At 76.1% G+C, this 17,904-nt stretch carries 16 protein-coding genes and 1 tRNA gene; 6 read left to right on the top strand and 11 right to left on the bottom strand.

Going from position 1 to position 17,904, the window contains the following annotated elements:
* From HLB09_RS04105 to nirB, 3 genes are all read right to left on the bottom strand, one after another.
* Positions 1-773 (bottom strand): uroporphyrinogen-III synthase (locus tag HLB09_RS04105; RefSeq protein WP_171202135.1); only part of this gene is annotated, 773 nt, incomplete at its 3' end.
* Between the two features lie 76 nt (positions 774-849).
* Positions 850-1,245 (bottom strand): Rieske (2Fe-2S) protein, encoded by a 396-nt coding sequence (locus HLB09_RS04110; protein WP_322790020.1) that lies wholly within the window; start codon positions 1,243-1,245, stop codon positions 850-852.
* Positions 1,242-3,914 (bottom strand): nitrite reductase large subunit NirB, encoded by a 2,673-nt coding sequence (gene nirB, locus HLB09_RS04115; RefSeq protein ID WP_171202136.1) that lies wholly within the window; start codon positions 3,912-3,914, stop codon positions 1,242-1,244. Before nirB ends, HLB09_RS04110 begins: the two co-directional genes overlap by 4 nt.
* 347 nt (positions 3,915-4,261) lie before the next feature.
* Between nirB and HLB09_RS04120 the strand changes: the two genes are divergently transcribed.
* A complete protein-coding gene (locus HLB09_RS04120; RefSeq protein ID WP_171202137.1) occupies positions 4,262-4,894 on the top strand; it encodes a hypothetical protein in 633 nt (210 codons plus the stop codon).
* Between the two features lie 129 nt (positions 4,895-5,023).
* Positions 5,024-7,207, top strand: a complete 2,184-nt coding sequence (locus tag HLB09_RS19120) for an HNH endonuclease signature motif containing protein (RefSeq protein ID WP_171202138.1) — start codon at positions 5,024-5,026, stop codon at positions 7,205-7,207.
* Positions 7,208-7,377: 170 nt separating this feature from the next.
* Here the strand turns inward: HLB09_RS19120 and HLB09_RS04130 are convergent, their stop codons facing one another.
* From HLB09_RS04130 to HLB09_RS04155, 6 genes are all read right to left on the bottom strand, one after another.
* Positions 7,378-8,247 (bottom strand): carbohydrate ABC transporter permease, encoded by an 870-nt coding sequence (locus HLB09_RS04130; RefSeq protein ID WP_212770523.1) that lies wholly within the window; start codon positions 8,245-8,247, stop codon positions 7,378-7,380.
* Complete coding sequence (locus HLB09_RS18240; RefSeq protein ID WP_171202139.1) at positions 8,244-9,209, bottom strand: carbohydrate ABC transporter permease; 966 nt, start codon at positions 9,207-9,209, stop codon at positions 8,244-8,246. The genes HLB09_RS04130 and HLB09_RS18240 overlap by 4 nt, the downstream gene beginning before the upstream one ends.
* The gene (locus tag HLB09_RS04140; RefSeq protein ID WP_212770524.1) at positions 9,206-10,510 is read right to left on the bottom strand and encodes an ABC transporter substrate-binding protein; all 1,305 of its coding nucleotides are present in this window, start codon (positions 10,508-10,510) and stop codon (positions 9,206-9,208) included. Before HLB09_RS04140 ends, HLB09_RS18240 begins: the two co-directional genes overlap by 4 nt.
* A 157-nt stretch (positions 10,511-10,667) precedes the next feature.
* On the bottom strand, positions 10,668-11,600 hold the full coding sequence (locus HLB09_RS04145) for an aldo/keto reductase (protein WP_171202140.1): 933 nt from the start codon (positions 11,598-11,600) through the stop codon (positions 10,668-10,670).
* A gap of 3 nt (positions 11,601-11,603) precedes the next feature.
* A complete protein-coding gene (locus HLB09_RS04150) occupies positions 11,604-12,464 on the bottom strand; it encodes an aldo/keto reductase (RefSeq protein WP_171202141.1) in 861 nt (286 codons plus the stop codon).
* A gap of 69 nt (positions 12,465-12,533) precedes the next feature.
* A complete protein-coding gene (locus HLB09_RS04155; protein WP_171202142.1) occupies positions 12,534-13,160 on the bottom strand; it encodes a TetR/AcrR family transcriptional regulator in 627 nt (208 codons plus the stop codon).
* A gap of 96 nt (positions 13,161-13,256) precedes the next feature.
* Between HLB09_RS04155 and HLB09_RS04160 the strand changes: the two genes are divergently transcribed.
* From HLB09_RS04160 to HLB09_RS04170, 3 genes are all read left to right on the top strand, one after another.
* Complete coding sequence (locus HLB09_RS04160) at positions 13,257-14,894, top strand: flavin-containing monooxygenase (protein WP_171202143.1); 1,638 nt, start codon at positions 13,257-13,259, stop codon at positions 14,892-14,894.
* A gap of 29 nt (positions 14,895-14,923) precedes the next feature.
* Positions 14,924-15,790, top strand: coding sequence for a 3-hydroxyacyl-CoA dehydrogenase (locus HLB09_RS04165; protein WP_171202144.1), 867 nt, complete (start codon positions 14,924-14,926; stop codon positions 15,788-15,790).
* Positions 15,791-15,866: 76 nt separating this feature from the next.
* Complete coding sequence (locus HLB09_RS04170; protein WP_212770525.1) at positions 15,867-16,826, top strand: alpha/beta hydrolase; 960 nt, start codon at positions 15,867-15,869, stop codon at positions 16,824-16,826.
* 251 nt (positions 16,827-17,077) lie between these two features.
* Here HLB09_RS04170 and HLB09_RS04175 read toward each other — a convergent pair.
* A tRNA-Thr gene (locus HLB09_RS04175) sits at positions 17,078-17,150 on the bottom strand.
* 47 nt (positions 17,151-17,197) lie between these two features.
* Between HLB09_RS04175 and HLB09_RS04180 the strand changes: the two genes are divergently transcribed.
* Positions 17,198-17,650, top strand: a complete 453-nt coding sequence (locus HLB09_RS04180; protein WP_171202145.1) for an HIT family protein — start codon at positions 17,198-17,200, stop codon at positions 17,648-17,650.
* A 35-nt stretch (positions 17,651-17,685) separates the two neighbouring features.
* Here the strand turns inward: HLB09_RS04180 and HLB09_RS04185 are convergent.
* Positions 17,686-17,904 (bottom strand): hypothetical protein (locus tag HLB09_RS04185; protein ID WP_171202146.1); only part of this gene is annotated, 219 nt, incomplete at its 5' end.

Consider the following 17,904-nt stretch of genomic DNA (forward strand, 5'->3'; position numbering starts at 1 on the left):
AGGACGCCGCCCTCCCCCGCGCCGGGCCGGCCCGCCGCGAGGGCGGCGACGAGCTCCTCGCGCAGGCCCCGGGCGGCCGCGGCGTCGAGGAGCGCCACGACGGCGGGTGCCGCGGTGAAGGTCACGGCGTCGAGCGAGCGGGCGACGACGGCGTCGACGAGGCGGTCGACGGCGCCGGGGTCCCGGGGCGCGCGCCAGTGGTACGGCGTCACCGTCCGCACGCGAGCGCCGGCGGCGACGAGCGGCTGCAGCTCCTCGAGGTCGGCGGCGCCGTGCATCTGCACGAGGACCGAGCGCTCCTGGACGCCCTCGGCGACGAGGTGCTCGACGGCCTCTGCCGTCTGCTCGCTGCTCGCCGTCCAGTGCTCGGGCAGCCCGGCCGCGCGCAGGGCGCCGCGGGCCTTCGGCCCCCGCGCCACGACGTGGGCGCCCTGCAGCGCCGCGAGCAGGTCGTCGGCGAGCCCCGCCGCGTCGGCCGCCTCGACCCACGCGCGCATGCCGATCCCGGTGGTCGCGAGGAGGACCTCGGGCGGGTCCGCGATCGCCGACCGCGTGCCGGCGAGCAGGTCGGCGTCCTCGGTCACCGGCACGATGCGCATGGTCGGCGCGTGGACGACCCGCGCGCCGCGACGCGTGAAGGTGCCGATGAGCTCCTCGGACCGGCGGTCGCTCGTCACCCCGATGGTCGCCCCCACGAGCTGGGTCCGGTCGAGCTCGCGCGCCGGGGCGCTGGGTGCGCCCTCGGCGGTGGGTGGGGGGCTCGTGGGGCTCATGGGACCTCCGGCGTCGGGGCGCGCCGGCCGTGGGCCGGCGCGCTCGGCGTGCCGGGCCATCATGGCCCGCCGCGGGCTACGGCCGTGGTGCGCGCCCCGGGTCCGGGGCACCGCCGAGCACGACCCGCACGCGCCCGTCCTCGAGGGTGGCCGCGTGCGCGGCGACGTCGCGCTGGCCGCTGCACGAGCGACCGGTCGCGAGCTCGAAGACGTTGAGGTGCAGGGGGCAGACGACGACGCGGTCGTCCGTCTGCCCGTCCGCCAGCGGACCGCCGGAGTGGGGGCACACCGCGTCGAGCGCGGACAGCCGCCCGTCGCGGTGGCGGAAGACGGCGACCTGCCGCCCCTCGACGACGACGGCGCGCCCCTCCCCCACGGCGAAGTCCTCCAGCGGGCCGACGTCGACGCCCGCGGCGCCCGGCGGGTCGGCGACGGCCCCTGGGGCCGCCGTGGTCACGCGGGTCGCGCTCACCGGTCGGCTCCCGCCGCGACGGGGACCGCCGCCGAGCCGCTGCGCGCGTCGGGCTGCAGGCCGCCCGGGGCGCCCGTCGGACGGGAGGGCACGAGCGGGAGCGGGACGAGCGGCAGCGCGGTGCGGAACTGCCCGGGCGTCCGGGGCTGGGCTCCCTCGGCCCAGGGGTCGCGGTAGGCGCCCACGGACGCCTCGAGCGCCGCGTCCAGCCCGGCGACGAGGCCGTCCGAGTCCTCGAGCAGCACGGCCCGGAGCCGCTCCAGCCCCATCCGCGGGACGAAGTCGTACGTCCGCTCCAGCCAGTTGCCCCACTCCCGGTAGAGCTGCACGAAGCGCCCGGTCACCGTCATGACCTCCCGCGGGGAGGACACGGTCGCCAGCAGGTCGCCCTTCCGGACGCTCGCGCCCGCGGCGCCGCCGACGTGGATCTCCCACCGGCCGGCGCCGACCGCCACGACGCCGACGTCCTTGACGTAGGCCTCGGCGCAGTTCCGCGGGCATCCGACCACGGCCATCTTGAGCTTCGCCGGCGTCTCCAGGCCCTGGAAGCGGGTCTCCATGTCGATGCCGAGCTGGGTCGAGTCACCGAGGCCGAAGCGGCAGAAGTCGGTGCCCACGCAGGTCTTCACCGTGCGCATGGACTTGCCGTAGGCGTAGCCCGACGGCATCCCGAGGTCGGCCCACACCGCGGGCAGGTCCTCCTTGCGGATGCCGAGGAGGTCGATGCGCTGACCGCCGGTGACCTTGATCATGCCGACCTCGTACTTCTCGGCGACGTCCGCGATCGTCCGGAGCTGCTCGGGCGTCGTGACGCCGCCCTTCATCTGCGGGACGACGGAGAAGGTGCCGTCGCGCTGGATGTTCGCGTGGACGCGGTCGTTGATGAACCGACCACCGCGCTCGTCGACGAGCTCGTCGGGCCAGAGGGTCCGCAGCAGCGAGGTGAGCCCCATCGCGCTCTTCGCGTCGTGCTCGCCGCCGGGCGCGAGGGCGGCGAAGACGGCGGAGACGCTCGTGAGGTGCTGCTCGCGGATGGCGGCGACGAGCTCGTGCTTGCGCAGGGGCACGCCCGGCACGTACCAGTGGACCGAGGGGTCCTCCACGAGGGAGCCGTCCGCTGCCAGGTCGACGAGCTGGCCGACGAGGCCCTTGCAGGAGCCGCAGCCCTTGCCGGCGCGGGTGGCGTCCATGACGCCCTTGACGCTCGAGCAGCCGCTCGTCACGGCGCCCGTGATGGTGCCCTTCGTCACGCCGTTGCAGTGGCAGACCTGCGCGTCGTCGGGGAGCTCGGCGGCGCCCTGCTCCTCTCCCGCGGCACCGAGGTCGAGCAGCAGCCGCAGGCGCTCCTCGGGGAGGGGCAGCTGGCGGTCGAAGGCCTGGCGCAGCGCCGGGGTCCTCCGCACGTCCCCGACGAGCGTGGCGCCGACGACGCGACCGTCCCGGACGACGACGGACTGGTGGACGCCCCGGGAGGAGTCCGAGACGACGAGGACCTCGTCCTCGGCGCGCTCGGGCTCGGACAGGCCCATGGACACGACGTCCACGCCCGCGACCTTGAGCGTCGTGCACGTGCGCGAGCCGTGGTACTCGGCGCGAGGGTCCGCGCCGGTGAGCACGTCGGCCAGGACGGTCGCCTGCTCCCACAGCGGCGCGACGAGGCCGTAGACGACGCCGCGGTGCTGCACGCACTCGCCGACGGCGTAGACGCCGTCGGGCGCGCCCCCGGTGGCGCCGCCGACCCCGGGGGCGCCCTCGGCGAGACCCGTGCCCGTGCAGCGCATCTGGTCGTCGACGACGACCGCGCGCTCGACCGTCAGCCCGGCGCGCAGGGCGAGCTCGGCGTTCGGCGTGATCCCCGCGGTGAGCACGACCACGTCCGCCGGGACGTGCGTGCCGTCGGTGAGGACGACGCCGGTCACTCGCTCCTCCCCCGTCACCCCGGTGGTGCGGGTCCCGGTGAGCACCGTGACGCCGAGCCCCTCGACCGAGCGGCGGAGCACGGCCCCGCCGGCCGCGTCGAGCTGGGCGTTCATGAGGTGGGCGGCCGAGTGGACCACCGTCACCTCCAGCCCGTGCTCGCGCAGCCCGTAGGCCGCCTCGAGGCCGAGCAGCCCGCCGCCGACGACGACGGCGCGCCGGTGGGCGCGGGCGTCGGCCAGCAGCTGCCGGGTGTCGTCGAGCCCCCGGAAGCCCTGGACGCCCGGCAGCAGGCTCCCGTCCGGGCGGCGGACGCCGTCCATGGGCGGGATCCGCGACGAGCTGCCCGTGGCGAGCACGAGGACGTCGTAGGGCGTCGTGGCGCCGGTCGCGTCGACGACCTCCTTCACGTGCACGTCGACGGAGGTGACGCGCACCCCGCAGCGCAGGTCGATCCCGTTGTCGGAGTACCACTCGCGCGGGTTGAGGACGATGCCGGCCTCGTCGCCCTCCCCCGCGAGGACGTGGCTGAGCATGACCCGGTTGTAGCTGCCGTACGGCTCGTCGCCGAAGACGGTGATGTCGAAGAGCTCGCCGCCGCCGCGCTCGAGCAGCTCCTCGAGCGTGCGTGCGCCGGCCATGCCGTTGCCCACGACGACGAGGCGCCGCTTCCCGCGCGCGCCCCCGCGCCGGGGCGCCGGGACCTCGGCCGCGGCCCGTGCCGTCGCCCCGGCCCCCTCCCCTTCCGCCATCAGACCTGCACCGACCCTGCGACGACGCGGACACCGGCGCCGTCCGCTGCGGCGGACCAGGGCCTGCGTCCCGCGCCCCCGGGCACGCCGACCGTCCCTGTGAGAGGGCGGGGGTCCCGCCACGTCTGCTGCGCCTGCACGGCCATGCGGAGCTCCTCGTCCTTCGACGACCGGGTGGTGACGGGCGCCGGGCGCTCGGCCCGGCGTCCCGTGGCGAGGACGCTAAGGAGCCCGTGTTGCACGCGCGTCGCGACGTGTGACGGCCGCGGCAACTCGTCCTCACAGCCGTCGGGCGAGCCCGAGAGGTGGCCGCCGGCTCAGCGTGGGACCACCGCTACCGTCGTGCCGTGCGCCCTCCCGTCACCCTCGAGGCCTTCTCCGAGGTGGCCCAGCAGGCCCTCGAGGTCGACGACCCGCTGGCCGCCGTCTCCACGCTGCTGGCGTGGGTCGAGGACCCCCACCCGGACGACGAGGTGAGCACCCGCGAGCTGCTCTCCACGGCGGGGACCCTGCGAGGGGCGGGCGGCGACGTCGACGGCGGCGTCGCGCTCCTGCACCGGGCGGTCGCGACGGACGGCCCGGCGGAGACGGACCCGAGGGGAGCCCTCTACGGCCTCCTGCTGCGCGCAGAGAGGCAGGAGGAGGCCGACCGCCTGGCCCAGGAGCTGCGCAAGGAGCGCCCGACGCCCGCCGAGGCGCTCGGCGACGTCGCCCTCTCGCTGTGGGAGCACGGCCGCCTCGAGGACGCGCACCGCTGGTACACGCTGGCGGCCTCCCGCGTGCTGCGCGACACCGAGACCGACCCGGCGGCCGCGGGGATCGACGCGCTGCCCGGGCTGCTGGCGGACCGCGCCGAGCTCCGCGCGGAGCTGGACCTGCCCGCCGACGAGCTCGACGAGCTGGGCGGGCAGCTGGACCTCGACGACCACGACGACCTGGGCGACCTGGGCGACCTGGGCGGTCTCGACACCCGCACCTGAGCGCCACGAGGACGGGCGGGCGGCCGCCGCGGCCGTCTCGGATGCGCACAGGGGCGAGCCCAACGAGCCCCGTCCACAGGCGGGGCAGACGTGGACCCGTTGTCGGATCCCGCCCCTACTCTCGTACGCATGTTCGAGGCGAGGCGACGGGATGGCGACGAGGACGTCGCACCGCCGTCCTCGCCCGTCCACGCCGGCCCGACCTCCGGCGCCGACCACGGCGCCGCAGACCTGGTGCGCGAGACGGGGAGGGTGCGGTCGGCGGTGCGGTCGCGCGCGCTGGGTCGGGTGCAGGCGGTCGTCGCGCTGGAGGTGGCGCGGTCGGTGGCGTGGGCGGGGCTGCTGCGGCAGGTCGCCGCGCTGGTGGACGAGATGGGCGCGTCGGGTGGGCCGGCGGCGCCGGTGGCCGACGCTGGTGAGGGTGCCGGCGACGGCGGGTCCGGTGCCGGCGACCGCGCGGCGGGGGCGGTCGGTGTCGCGGTGAGGGCGGCCGGCTCCGGCGCTGGGTCAGTGCCGACGTCGGGGTCGGGGCGGGATGCGGGTCTAGCGTTCGAGGCCGCCGCGGCCGAGCTGGCGGTCGCGCTGGTCGTGCCGCTGCGGCGGGCGCAGGACCTGGTCGCCGAGGCCCTCGCGGTGACGACCCGGCTGCCGGTCACGCTGGCCGCGTTGGAGGCCGGGCGGATCGACCCACAGCGCTCCCGCCTGGTCGCCGACGAGACCGTCACCCTCTCGGCCCCTCACGCGGCAGCGGTGGACGCGGCCCTGGCCGCGGACCTGGGCCCGCTGACGGCCCCGGCGCTGCGGGCGCGGGTGCGTCACCTGGTCGCGACGACCGACCCGGAGGCGGTGCGCCGGCGGGTGCGGCGGGCGACGTGCGCCCGCGGGGTGCGCCTGTTCCCGGTGGACGACGGGATGGCGCAGCTGGTCGCGACCGGCCCGGTGCTGGACCTGGCCTGCGTCTTCGAGCGGCTGACCACCACCGCCCGGGCCCGGGCCGGGGAGCACAGGCGGGTCGACCCGCACGCCGCGACGTCCGCGGGCCTGGACCCCCTCGCCCTGAGCGACCGTGGGACGGGGTTGCCGGACCGGCGGGGCATCGACGCCCGCCGCTTCGACGCCCTCGTCGACCTCGCCACCACCACCGACCTGCCCGCTGGCCAGAGCGCCGGCGCGGACGTGGCTGCGGCAGCGACCACGGTCACGCCCCGGGCGCGCAGCCCCCACGGCCCGCAGATCACCGTCGCCCTGACCAGCCTCCTCGGCCTGGACGACGACCCCGCCCAGCACCCCACCCTCGGACCCGTCCCGGCCATGGCCGTCGCCGAGCTCCTCGCCGCCGGGCACCGCTTCCGCCGCGCCCTGACCGCACCGCTCACCGGCCACCTCGTCGGCCTCGACGGCCACCTCATGACCCTCGACCCCACCACCATGGCCGCGCCGCTGCCCGGTCCGTCGGGGAAGGGCCCCCGGACCGCACCGGCCCGACGCGGCCGCGCGGCAGCGATCACCGTGCGCGTCGTCACCCCCGACACCCCCGACGTCCCCGACGATCCTGCGCCGTCGCCACCGGAGTCGCCGGCGTGGGTGCCACCCGCCGACCCCGCCCAGACCGCACCTGCAGCCGCAGCCGGGACGCCCACGCCCACGCCCGCGGCCGGGACAGCACAGGCGCGGGCAGCCGAGGACGCGCCGTCGCCTCCGTCACCGCCGCCTTCCCCGCCCGGGCCGGTGACGGGCCCCTCACCGACCTCGCGGCACACCTCGCTGCGCCGCGCCGCCCGACGCCCCGGCTGCTCCTACGCCACCGCCGCCGGAGGGCCCGTCCCGTACGCGCCCACCGACGCCTGCGCCCGCTGGGTGCGCACCCGCTCACCCCGCTGCCAGGCCCCCGGCTGCCGCACGCCCGCGACCCGCTGCGACCTCGACCACCGCACCCCCCACGCCACCGGCGGGCCGACCTGCCCGTGCAACCTCGACGTCCTGTGCCGCCGCCACCACCTCGCCAAGCACCACCACGGATGGACGGCCGCCCCCATGACCGACGACGCCCGCGACCCCGGCCTGACCTGGACCACCCCGCTCGGCCAGACCGTCCACGTCCCCGCCCGGCCCCTCCTGCCCCGACCCGCACTCCGCGCCACCGACCACCTCCGCGGGAAGACCGACGCCGCCGACGCGGCCGCCGCCGCCCTCGAGGACCACCTCCTCGGCGGACCCCGCTACCCCCACCGCGACTCCGCCGCCCACGACCTGGACCGGGTGCACGCCGAGCTCGCCCGCCAGCGGCACGAGGTTCCCCAGCTCCCGTCCTAACCCGAGGGCGGGAGCCCTGTGCTCGACGAGGCGACCACCGGAGAGCCCGGCGCGACGTCCCAGACCGACGTCACCGGCGGATGGGACGACGCCGGCCCACCACCCTTCTGACGCTGGCGCTGACGCGGACGCCGGCGGTCGACCGGCTCGCTCCCGGTCCAGCGGGGTCGTCAGCGGATGCCGCTGCGCGCGAAGCCCTGCACGAAGTAGCGCTGGAAGACGAGGAAGAGCACGACCATGGGGGTCACGCTGATGAGGGCGAAGGCCATGGTGCCGCCGTAGTCGGCGCCGAACTGGCCCTGCAGGTAGAGCAGGCCGATCGGCAGGGTGAAGAGCTCGTTCTGGCGCAGCGCGATGAGGGGCCACGCGAAGTCGTTCCACGTCTGCAGCAGGCTCATGAAGAAGAGCACCGCCACGAGCGGCCTGCACAGCGGCAGCACGACCTGGAGGAAGACCCGCAGGTGACCCGCACCGTCGATGCGCGCCGCCTCCACGAGCTCGCGCGGGATGCCGAGGATGAACTGGCGCGCGAGGAAGACCCCGAAGGCCGACGCCGCCGTCGGCAGGATGACCGCCCAGTAGCTGCCGTAGATCCCCAGCTCGGTGACGAGCCGGAAGAGCGCCACCATGATCACCTGCACGGGCAGCATGAGGGTGGACAGAGCGACGAGGAAGAGCGCCGTCGAGCCGCGGAACCGGAGCTGGGCGAAGGCGTAGCCGGCCAGCAGGTTCACCGCCACGGTGATGAGCGAGGTCACGAGCGCGATGGCGACGGAGTTGCCGAGCCACGTGACCACCGGGAAGGCCGTGAGGACGCGCTCGACGTTGGCGAGGGTCAGCTCGCGGGGCCACAGCCGCAGCTGCCCGCCGAGCAGCTCGGCGCGCGTGGACAGCGCCACGACGACCATCCAGTACAGCGGCGCCAGGGTGACGAGGGCGACGACCACGGCCGCCGCCGTCCGCAGCACGCGCACCCGTCGCTCTCGACGACGGCGGACGGCACCGGGCGCCCGGCGGACCGCCTGCTCAGCGGCGCTCACTCGACGAGGTCCCTCGTGCGGCTGGTGCGCCAGCGCACCGCGGTCACGGCCAGCGTGAGCAGGAGCAGCACGACGCCGATCGCGGCGGCGTAGCCCTGGTCGCGCGTCACGAACCCGGTCTCGTAGGCGTAGGTGACGAGCACGGACGTCGCGTCCCGAGGTCCTCCCCCGGTCATGACGAAGACGATGTCGAAGACCTGGAACGAGTAGATGACGTTCATGACGAGGAGGAAGAAGCTCGCCGGCCCCACCATGGGCACGGTGACGTAGCGGAAGCGCTGCCAGGCCGAGGCGCCGTCGAGCGTCGCGGCCTCGTGGAGGTGCGCGCCCACGCCCTGCAGGGCCGCCAGGTAGATGAGCATGTTGAAGCCCACGCGCCACCACAGCGTCACGAGCACGACGGACGTGAAGGCCGCCGCCCCGCCGCTCTGCCAGGCCACCCCCGGCAGCCCGAGCGCCCGGATGACGCCGTCGAGGACGCCGCTGTTCTCGTCGAAGACGAGCACCCCGATGAGCGCCGTCGCGACCCCGGACACCGCCATGGGGAGGATGAGCACCGAGCGGAAGAGCCCGCGCGCGGGCAGCGCGCCGTCGAGGAGCACGGCCGCGCCGAGGCCCAGAGCCATCGACGCGGGCGTGACGATCGCCGTGAAGAGCGTCGTGTTGACCACCGACCGCCAGAACGTGCCGTCGGAGAGCAGCCGCGCGTAGTTGTCGGCCCCGACGAACGTCCCCGCGCCGAAGCCGTCGGTGTCCTGGGTGCTGATCCACACCGCCCACGCCAGCGGCAGCAGGACGAAGAGGCCCAGCAGCACGAGGTTCGGCGCCAGGAAGGTGTACGCCGCCAGCGCCTCGCCCGGCGAGCCCCGCCGGGCCCGCCCGGGCGAGGGCCCGCGCTCGTCCGCCGCGGGCGCGGCGACGTCGGCCGGGGCGCCCGCCGGCGCCGCGGAGGAGCTCGTCACCGCACCGCGTCGGCGATGCCGTCGGACAGGCCCTGCACCGTCGTCGCCACGTCCTGGCCGCCGACGAACGCCTCCTCCAGCTGGTCCTGCAGCACCGTGATGATCGAGGCCATGTCCGGCGAGGCGACCTGCGCCGAGTCCTGCGCCCGGACGACGGAGGCCTGGCCGAGGAAGACGGGCGCCAGGTCCGGGCGGACGTCGAAGGTGATGCCCTGCTCGACGAGGTCGGCCCGGGTCGGGAGCAGCGAGGCCCCCTCGCAGAACTGCCGCATCGACTCCTCCTCGGTGACCGACGCGAGCAGCGCCGCCGCGAGCTCGGGGTTCGCCGTCCCCGCCGTCGCGACGAGGGCGTTGCCGCCGAAGTCGCCGCCGCCGCGGACCCGCTGCGGCGCGAAGGTGGCGCCCCACTCGAAGTCGAGCGTGGACTCGGCGTCCGGGATGGAGAAGGCGCCGGACCAGACCATCGGCACCGTCCGGGCGTACCAGGTGTCCTGGGCGTAGGTCGAGGACGTGACGGTGTCGTTGGGCGGCACCCACCCCTGCGTGAAGAACGACTGCGTGAGCTCGACGGCGGCCCGCCCGGCCTCGGAGTCGATGGCGGGACCGGAGAGGTCCTCGGTGAGGAAGCGCCCGTCGGCCTGGAAGAGCCAGCTCAGCCAGCGCGTGACGCCGTTGCCCTGCCAGTTGTAGGCGAAGGGGTACTGGTCGTCCGGCAGGGAGGCCCGCAGCGTCGTCGCGACGGCCGCGAGGTCGTCCCAGGACCAGGCGTCCTCGAGCCGCGTCGGGATGTCGGTGATGCCCGCCGCCTCGAGCGCCGGCAGGTTGAGCAGGATCGCCGAGGTGTCCGTGTGGTGCGGCACCCCGTAGGGCGAACCGCCGTTCTGCACGGCCGCCCACGCCTGCGGGGTGAAGCGGTCGGCGAAGCCGCTCTCGAGGTGCGGCGACAGGTCGAGCAGCTGGCCGGCCCCCGCGTAGCTGCCGAAGGTGTAGTACGGGACGCGGAAGACGTCGGGCGGGTTGCCCGCCTGGATCTGCGCGTCGATGTTGCTGAACATCTGCTCGTACGGCACGACGTTGAGCGAGACCGTGGCGCCCGAGCCCTCCTCGAAGCGGCTCACCGCAGCGCGCAGGCCCGAGATCTCCGCGTCGGTGCCCCAGGTCGTGAGGGTGAGGGTGTCGGCGCTGCCGCTCGCGCCCCCGGACGAACCGTCCGAGGTCGAGAACCCGCCGCACCCGGCGAGGGCTGCGGGCAGCCCGAGGGCGCCTGCCGCCCCGAGCAGCTGTCGTCTGGTGAGGTCCACGGTTCTCCCTGGGTCTGCGCGCACGTCGTCCGTGGGCGGCCCGGGGGCAGGGGGTCACCGGCGCCCCGACCCCGCGGGGACGGCGCGCGAGCAGGACCGTACCCCCGCGTCCCGTCGTAGGGCGGGACGCGGGAGCACGGTCTCCGGGAGCAGCCGCTCAGGGCACCGTGTACCCGGCGGCGCGGAAGAGCTCGTACCACTCGGCGCGCGTCAGCGGCAGGTCGGAGCCTTGCGCCGCGGCGCGCACGCGCTCGGGGCTGGTCGTCCCCAGCACCACCTGCATCTGCGCGGGGTGCCGCGTGATCCAGGCCGTGGCCACGGCCAGCTTCGGCACGTCGTACTGGGCCGCGAGGCGGTCGAGCACCGCGTTCAGCTCGGGGTAGCGGTCGTCGTCGAGGAAGACGCCCGAGAAGAACCCCGCCTGGAACGGCGACCACGCCTGCACGGTGATGTCGTTGAGCCGGCAGTAGTCGAGCGTGCCCGTGTCGCGGGCCACCGACTGGTCGAGCGCCTGCATGTTCGAGGCGACGCCCTGCGCCACGAGCGGCGCGTGCGTGATGGACAGCTGCAGCTGGTTCGCCACGAGCGGCTGGCGCACCGACCGCCGGAGCAGCTCCACCTGGCCGGGGGTGTGGTTCGAGACGCCGAAGTGCAGCACCTTCCCCGAGCTCTGCAGCTCGTCGAAGGCGCGGGCCACCTCGTCGGGCTCGACGAGCGCGTCGGGGCGGTGCAGGAGCAGCACGTCGATGCGGTCGGTGCCGAGCGCCCGCAGGGAGCCCTCGACGGACTCGGTGATGCGCTCGTGGGAGAAGTCGAAGTACGGCCCGTCGGGGACGATGCCGCACTTCGTCTGCACCGTGACGGCGTCGCGCTCGGAGGGCGAGAGCTGCACCGCCTCGGTGAAGCGCTCCTCGCACCGGTGCATCGACCCGCCGTAGACGTCGGCGTGGTCGAGGAAGGTGACCCCGGCGTCGCGGGCCGCGGCCCACCACTCCCGGATCTCCTCGTCGGTCTTGTCGGCGACGCGCATGACGCCGAGGACGACGTTCGGGACCTGCAGGCCGCTCGTGCCGAGGGGGACGGTCCTCACGGCTCAGGCCTCCGACAGCCGGGCGACCTCGTCCGCGGACAGCTGCAGCTCGGCAGCCCGCGCGGAGTCGGTGGTGGACTGCGGGCGCGAGGAGCCCGGGATGGGGATGACGACGTCGGCGAGCGCCAGCTCCCACGCCAGCGTCACCTGGTGGGGGCTCACGCCGTGGGCGTCGGCGACGTCCTGGAACGCCGAGTGCTCGCTCCCGAGGTCGGAGGCCTTCGCGATGCCGCCGAGCGGGCTCCACGGGAGGAAGGCGACGCCCAGCGAGGCGCAGTGCTGCAGCTCGCCGAGGCTGGAGCGGAAGGCCGGCGAGAACTGGTTCTGCACGGACGCGAGGCGGCCGCCGAGGACGGCGTTCGCCTCGTCGATCTGGGCGACGTCGGCGTTGGAGATGCCGGCCAGCTGGATGACGCCCTCGTCGAGGAGCTCGACGAGCGCGCCGATCGAGTCGGCGTAGGGGACGTCCGGGTCCGGGCGGTGGAACTGGTACAGGCCGATCGCCTCCACGCCGAGGCGGCGGGCCGACTCCTTCGCGGCCGCCTTGAGGTGCTCGGGGCGGCCGTCCTGCGTCCACGACCCGTCACCGGGGCGCAGGTGCCCGCCCTTGGTGGCGACGAGGACGCCGGAGGTGTCACCGCCGTAGCCGCGCAGGGCCTCGGCCACGAGCTCCTCGTTGTGGCCGACCTCCCCCGCGTCGCGGTGGTAGGCGTCGGCGGTGTCGACGAGGGTCACGCCCGCGTCGAGCGCGGCGTGGATCGTGGCGACGCTGCGGTCGCGGTCGGGGCGCCCTTCGATGGACATCGGCATGGCGCCGAGCCCGATCGCGGAGACGGAGCGGTTTCCGAGGGTCCTGGTCTGCATGGCTCACGACCTTGGCCCTCGCGCGACCGGACCGCCACCGCGCGGTGGGCCGCGGCGGCGGGACGCCCGTCAGGGGTCGGGCGTGCCGTACACGGCGGTGCACCACAGGTCGGTCAGGGCGTCGAGCACCGAGCCCGGCGGCAGCGACGGCTCCTCCCCCGCGAGGGACGCGGCGATGGCGCGCTCGTTCATCGTGTTGAGCAGCACGCTCGTGGCGCGGGCGTCGACGACCGCGCCGGCCCGTCCGCGCCGCTGCTCCGCCGTGATGGTCGCCGTCGTCAGGTCGACCCACCCGGCCAGGCGGCGCGACCACTCCTCGCGCAGCTCCGGCACGGTGGCGCGCGCCTCGGCCAGCGACACGGAGACGGCCCGGTGCGCGCCGAAGACGTCGACGAAGACGGCCAGGCACGAGCGCCACCAGTCGCGGGACGGCTCGTCGGGCAGCGGGAGGGCCGCGAGGCGCGCGTCGACCTCGGCGACCATGCGGTCGAGCAGCTCGAGCAGCACGGCCTGCTTGGACCCGAAGTAGAAGTAGAAGGCGCTCCGCGACAGGCCGGCGGCCGCGGCCACCTCGTCGATCGAGATCTCCGCCAGCGGCCGCGTCCGCAGCAGGTCCTCGACGGCGTCGACGATGGCGCGCTGGCGGTCCTCGCCCGTGGGGCGGGGGGCCCGGCGGGCCCGCTGGGGCGTGCTCACCCACCCGAGCGTAGGCGGCGGCCCCGTGGGCGCGGCCCCGCTCGACGGAGTGTCGATGCTCTCGACAGGCTGTCGAGGGCGTCGTAGCCTCGCCGCATGGGGTCGACGACGACCGGCACCGCCGGCAGCACCGCGCGCACCACCGACCACGAGCCGGAGCACCTCGACGTCGTCGTCGTGGGCGCCGGCCTCTCGGGCGTCGGCGCGGCGGCGACGCTGCTGCGGCGCCATCCCGACCTCGACCTCGCCGTGCTGGAGTCGCGCGACGCCATCGGCGGCACGTGGGACCTGTTCCGCTACCCCGGCGTCCGCTCCGACTCGGACATGTACACGCTCGGGTACGCCGCGCGCCCCTGGGCCGGCGAGAAGGCGCTGGCCGACGGCGACGACATCCGCAGCTACGTGCAGGAGACCGCGGCGGAGACCGGTGTCGCGCAGCGCGTCCGGTACCGGCAGCGGGTCGTCTCCGCGTCCTGGCGCAGCGAGGACTCCCGGTGGGTGCTCACCGTCCTGCACCGCACCCCCGGCGAGGGCGGCGCGGGCGCCGAGTGGCGCGAGGGCGAGGCCGGGGTGACGTCGACGATCACGTGCTCCTTCCTCCTCGCCTGCACCGGCTACTACCGCTACGACGAGGGCCACCGACCCGAGATCCCCGGGCTCGAGGACTTCGCGGGCGACGTCGTGCACCCCCAGCACTGGCCCGCCGACCTCGACGTCGAGGGCCGGCGGGTCGTCGTCGTCGGCAGCGGCGCCACCGCCGTGACGCTCGTGCCCGCGCTGGCGCGCCGCGGCGCGCACGTGACGATGCTGCAGCGCTCGCCCACGTACGTGGCGGCGGTGCCCTCGCGCGACCGGCTGGCGGTGCGGCTGCGCGGCCGCGTGCCCGCGCCCGTCGCGCAGAAGGCGGTGCGCGCCAAGCACATCGCCGGTTCCATGCTGCTCTACCAGTACGCGCGGCGGCGCCCGGCGGCCATGCGCGCCCTGCTCGAGCGCTCCGCGGCCGAGAAGCTGCCCGAGGGCTACGACGTCGCGACGCACTTCCGACCCCGCTACGAGCCCTGGGACCAGCGGCTGTGCGCCGCGCCGGGCGGCGACCTCTTCCGCGCCATCTCCTCCGGAGCCGCGGAGGTCGTCACCGACGCGATCGAGCGGGTCGACGCCGAGGGCGTCCGCCTGGCCTCCGGCGGCCGCGTCGACGCCGACGTCCTCGTGACGGCGACCGGCCTCTCCGTGCTCGTCCTCGGCGGCATGCGGCTCGACGTCGACGGCCGCCCCGTCGAGCCCGGGGGCCGGCTCGCCTGGAAGGGCATGATGCTCGAGGGGCTGCCGAACCTCGCCTACACGATCGGGTACGTGAACTCGTCGTGGACGCTGCGCGCCGACCTCGTGGCGGGCGCCGTCGCCGACCTCCTCGGGACCATGCGGCGCCGCGGCGCGCCCGCCGTCGTGGCGCAGGCCCCGGCCGGCACGGAGGGGACGCGCCCCGTCATCGACCTCGCAGCCGGCTACGTGCGCCGCGGCCTGGCCCAGCTGCCGCGCCAGAGCGAGCGGGCGCCGTGGCGCGTCCACCAGAACTACCTGCTGGACCTGGTCTCCCTGCGGCTCGACCGCCGCGGCCGGGACCTGCGCTTCCTGCCCGCGGGCACGCGGCCGGACCCGCGCCCCGGTGACGGCGCCGGCGCGAGCACCGGGACCGGCGCGGACGCCGGCGCTCCGCTCGCCCCGGCCGCCTGAGCCACCCCTCCTCCGACGACAGGACCCCCATGGACTCCCCCACGCCGACCTCCCCCTACGCCCGCGTCACCGTCCTCGGGCTCGGCGTCCTCGGCGCGCAGATCGCGCTCCAGACGGCCGCGCACGGCGTCGACGTCACCGCGTACGACGTGGACGACGACGCGCTGCGCGCCGGCCGCGAGCGCCTCGAGCGCTTCGCGGGCGCCGCGGCGCGCGACCTGCCGGACCTCGCCGACGCCTACGGGGCCGCCCCGGGGCGCATCCGCCTCACGAGCGACCTCGCCGACGCGGTGGGCGCCGCCGACCTCGTCGTGGAGGCCGTGCCCGAGCGCCTCGAGCTCAAGCGCGACGTCTGGGCGCGCGTCGGGGCGGCCGCGCCGCCGTCCGCCGTCCTCGCGACGAACTCCTCGAGCCTGCTGCCCAGCGCCATGGCGGACGCGACGGGCCGGCCCGAGCGCTTCCTCGCGCTGCACTTCGCCAACCGCATCTGGGCCCAGAACACCGCCGAGGTGATGGGCCACGCGGGCACCGACCCGGCCGTCGCCGACCAGGTGGAGGTCTTCGCCGCCGCCATCGGCATGGAGCCGATCCGGCTCCACCGCGAGCAGCCCGCCTACGTCCTCAACTCGCTGCTCATCCCGCTCCTCGGCGCGGCCGCGGAGCTCCTGCTCAAGGGCGTGGCCGACGTCGAGACCATCGACCGCACTTGGCGGACGGCCACCGGGGCGCCGGCCGGGCCCTTCCAGGTCTACGACGTCGTCGGCCTGCGGACGGCGCACGCCATCGCCAGCGCCGACCCGGCCTCGCGGGCCTGGGCCGACTACCTGCAGGAGAACTACCTCGACCGTGGACGCTTCGGCGTCGAGTCCGGCGAGGGCTTCTACACCTACCGCTGACCCGCCGCCGACCGCTCCGCCGCACTGCGCCGCACCGACACCCCTCGTCCCGACGCGCCACCCCTCGGAGGACGCCATGCCCCTCGACCCCGGCACCGCCGCGATGCTCGCCGAGCTCGAGCGCCTGGGGCGCCCCGGCCCCGCCGACTCCGACGTCCCCGGCGCGCGGGCGGGGCTGCGCGCCTTCGCGGGCGTCGGCCGCACCGACCCGGCGTCGCTGCCGCCGGTGGCGTCCGTGGTCGACGGCGAGGCCGGCGGCGTCCGCACCCGGACCTACCGCCCCACGGGTCTCGAGCCCGGCTCGCCGGCGCCGACCGTCGTCTTCTTCCACGGCGGGGGCTTCGTCGTGGGCGACCTCGACACGCACGACGTGCCGTGCCGCCTCCTGGCGGGCGACCTCCGCGCCGTCGTCGTGAGCGTCGACTACGGCCTCGCGCCCGAGCACCCCTTCCCGGAGGGCCTCGAGGACTGCTGGCGGGCGCTGCGCGCCGTCGCCGACGACGTGGGCGGCCTCGGCGGCGACCCGGCGCGGCTCGTCGTCGCGGGGGACAGCGCCGGCGGCAACCTGGCCGCGGTCTGCGCGCTCCGGGCCCGCGACGAGGGCGTGCCGCTGGCCGCGCAGCTGCTGCTGTACCCGGCGGTGGACCCGGCCGGCGACCACCCCTCCCGCGAGGAGAACGCGGAGGGCTACTTCCTCACCGCCCGCGACATGACGTGGTTCACCGGCCACTACCTGGGCGTCGACCCGACGACGGAGGACGGCGCCCGCGCCGCCGCCGAGATCGCCCGTGACGTCCGGATCTCCCCGCTGCACGCCGACCTCGCCGGCGTCGCCCCGGCCGTCGTCGTGACCGCGGAGTACGACCCGCTGCGCGACGAGGGCGTCGCCTACGCGCGGGCCCTCGAGGCCGCCGGCGTCCGCGTCTCCCACCGGACGGTGCCGGGGCTCGTCCACGGCTTCTACGGGACCCCGCTGCCGGCCGCGCTGCGGGCGACCCACGAGGCGCACGCCGCGCTCGCCGAGCTGCTGCGCTGAGGGGAGGGCCCCGCGCGGCCCTCACCCTCGGACCTCGTGGCCTGCCGTCGCCCCGGGGCGCCCCGTGGGAGGACTTCGTAGCCTTCCTCCGCGCCGGGGCGCCCCGTGGGCGGACTTCGTAGCCTTCCTCCGCGCCGGGACGCCCCGGTGGGCGGACTTCGTAGCCTTCTTCCTCTGGGGAGCCAGCAGCGGGACTCGAACCCGCAACCGCCCGATGACACGTCGGGTGCGCACGGCAGCCCTCGGGAGCGAGCCAGCAGCGGGACTCGAACCCGCAACCGCCCGATTACAAGTCGGGTGCGCTACCAGTTGCGCCATGCTGGCGGTCGGCGCCGTGGCGGCGCCGAGGGCGAGGGTAGCGAGGAGGCGTCGTGCCCCAGGCCTTCAGCCCGCGGGGGTCGGACGCCCCGTGCGCGTTCTGCGCCGTGGTCGCCGGGGACGCTCCGGCCGAGGTGGTGCACCGGGACGACCGGCTCGTCGCCTTCCTCGACGCCCAGCCGCTGTTCCCCGGCCACGTCCTCCTCGTGCCCGCCCGGCACGTGCAGACCTACGACGAGCTGCCGGCCGACCTGGCGGGGCCCTGGCTCGCGACGGGGCAGGCGCTGCAGCGGGCGGTCGAGGCCGCGACGGGCGCCGAGGGGGCGCTGCTGCTCGTCAACAACGTCGTGAGCCAGAGCGTCCCCCACCTCCACCAGCACGTCGTGCCGCGCTCGCGGGGCGACGGCCTGCGCTTCTTCCTCGGCCCCCGCCACCGGTACGCGCCCGGCGAGGCGGCGCAGGTGGCCGCCCGCGTCCGCGACCACCTGGCGACGCCGCAGGTCTGAGGGGCGTGCGGGGCTGACGGGCGCGAGGGCGGCTCCTAGCGCTGCGCGCGCCGTCGCACGCGCTCGGGCAGGTCGACGGCGAGGTCGGGCCAGTCCGCGACGGGTCGTGGCCGGGACCCGGGGTGCCGGCGGTCGGGCCGGCCGTGCGGGTGGTCGGCCCACCGGGACACGCCGTCGTCGGCGACGACGACCCCGCAGCGGTCGCCCACCTCGGCGACGTCGACGTGCACGACGGGCCCGCAGACGGCCCAGAC

Source organism: Pseudokineococcus marinus, from assembly GCF_013004605.1.
Lineage (GTDB): Bacteria > Actinomycetota > Actinomycetes > Actinomycetales > Quadrisphaeraceae > Pseudokineococcus > Pseudokineococcus marinus.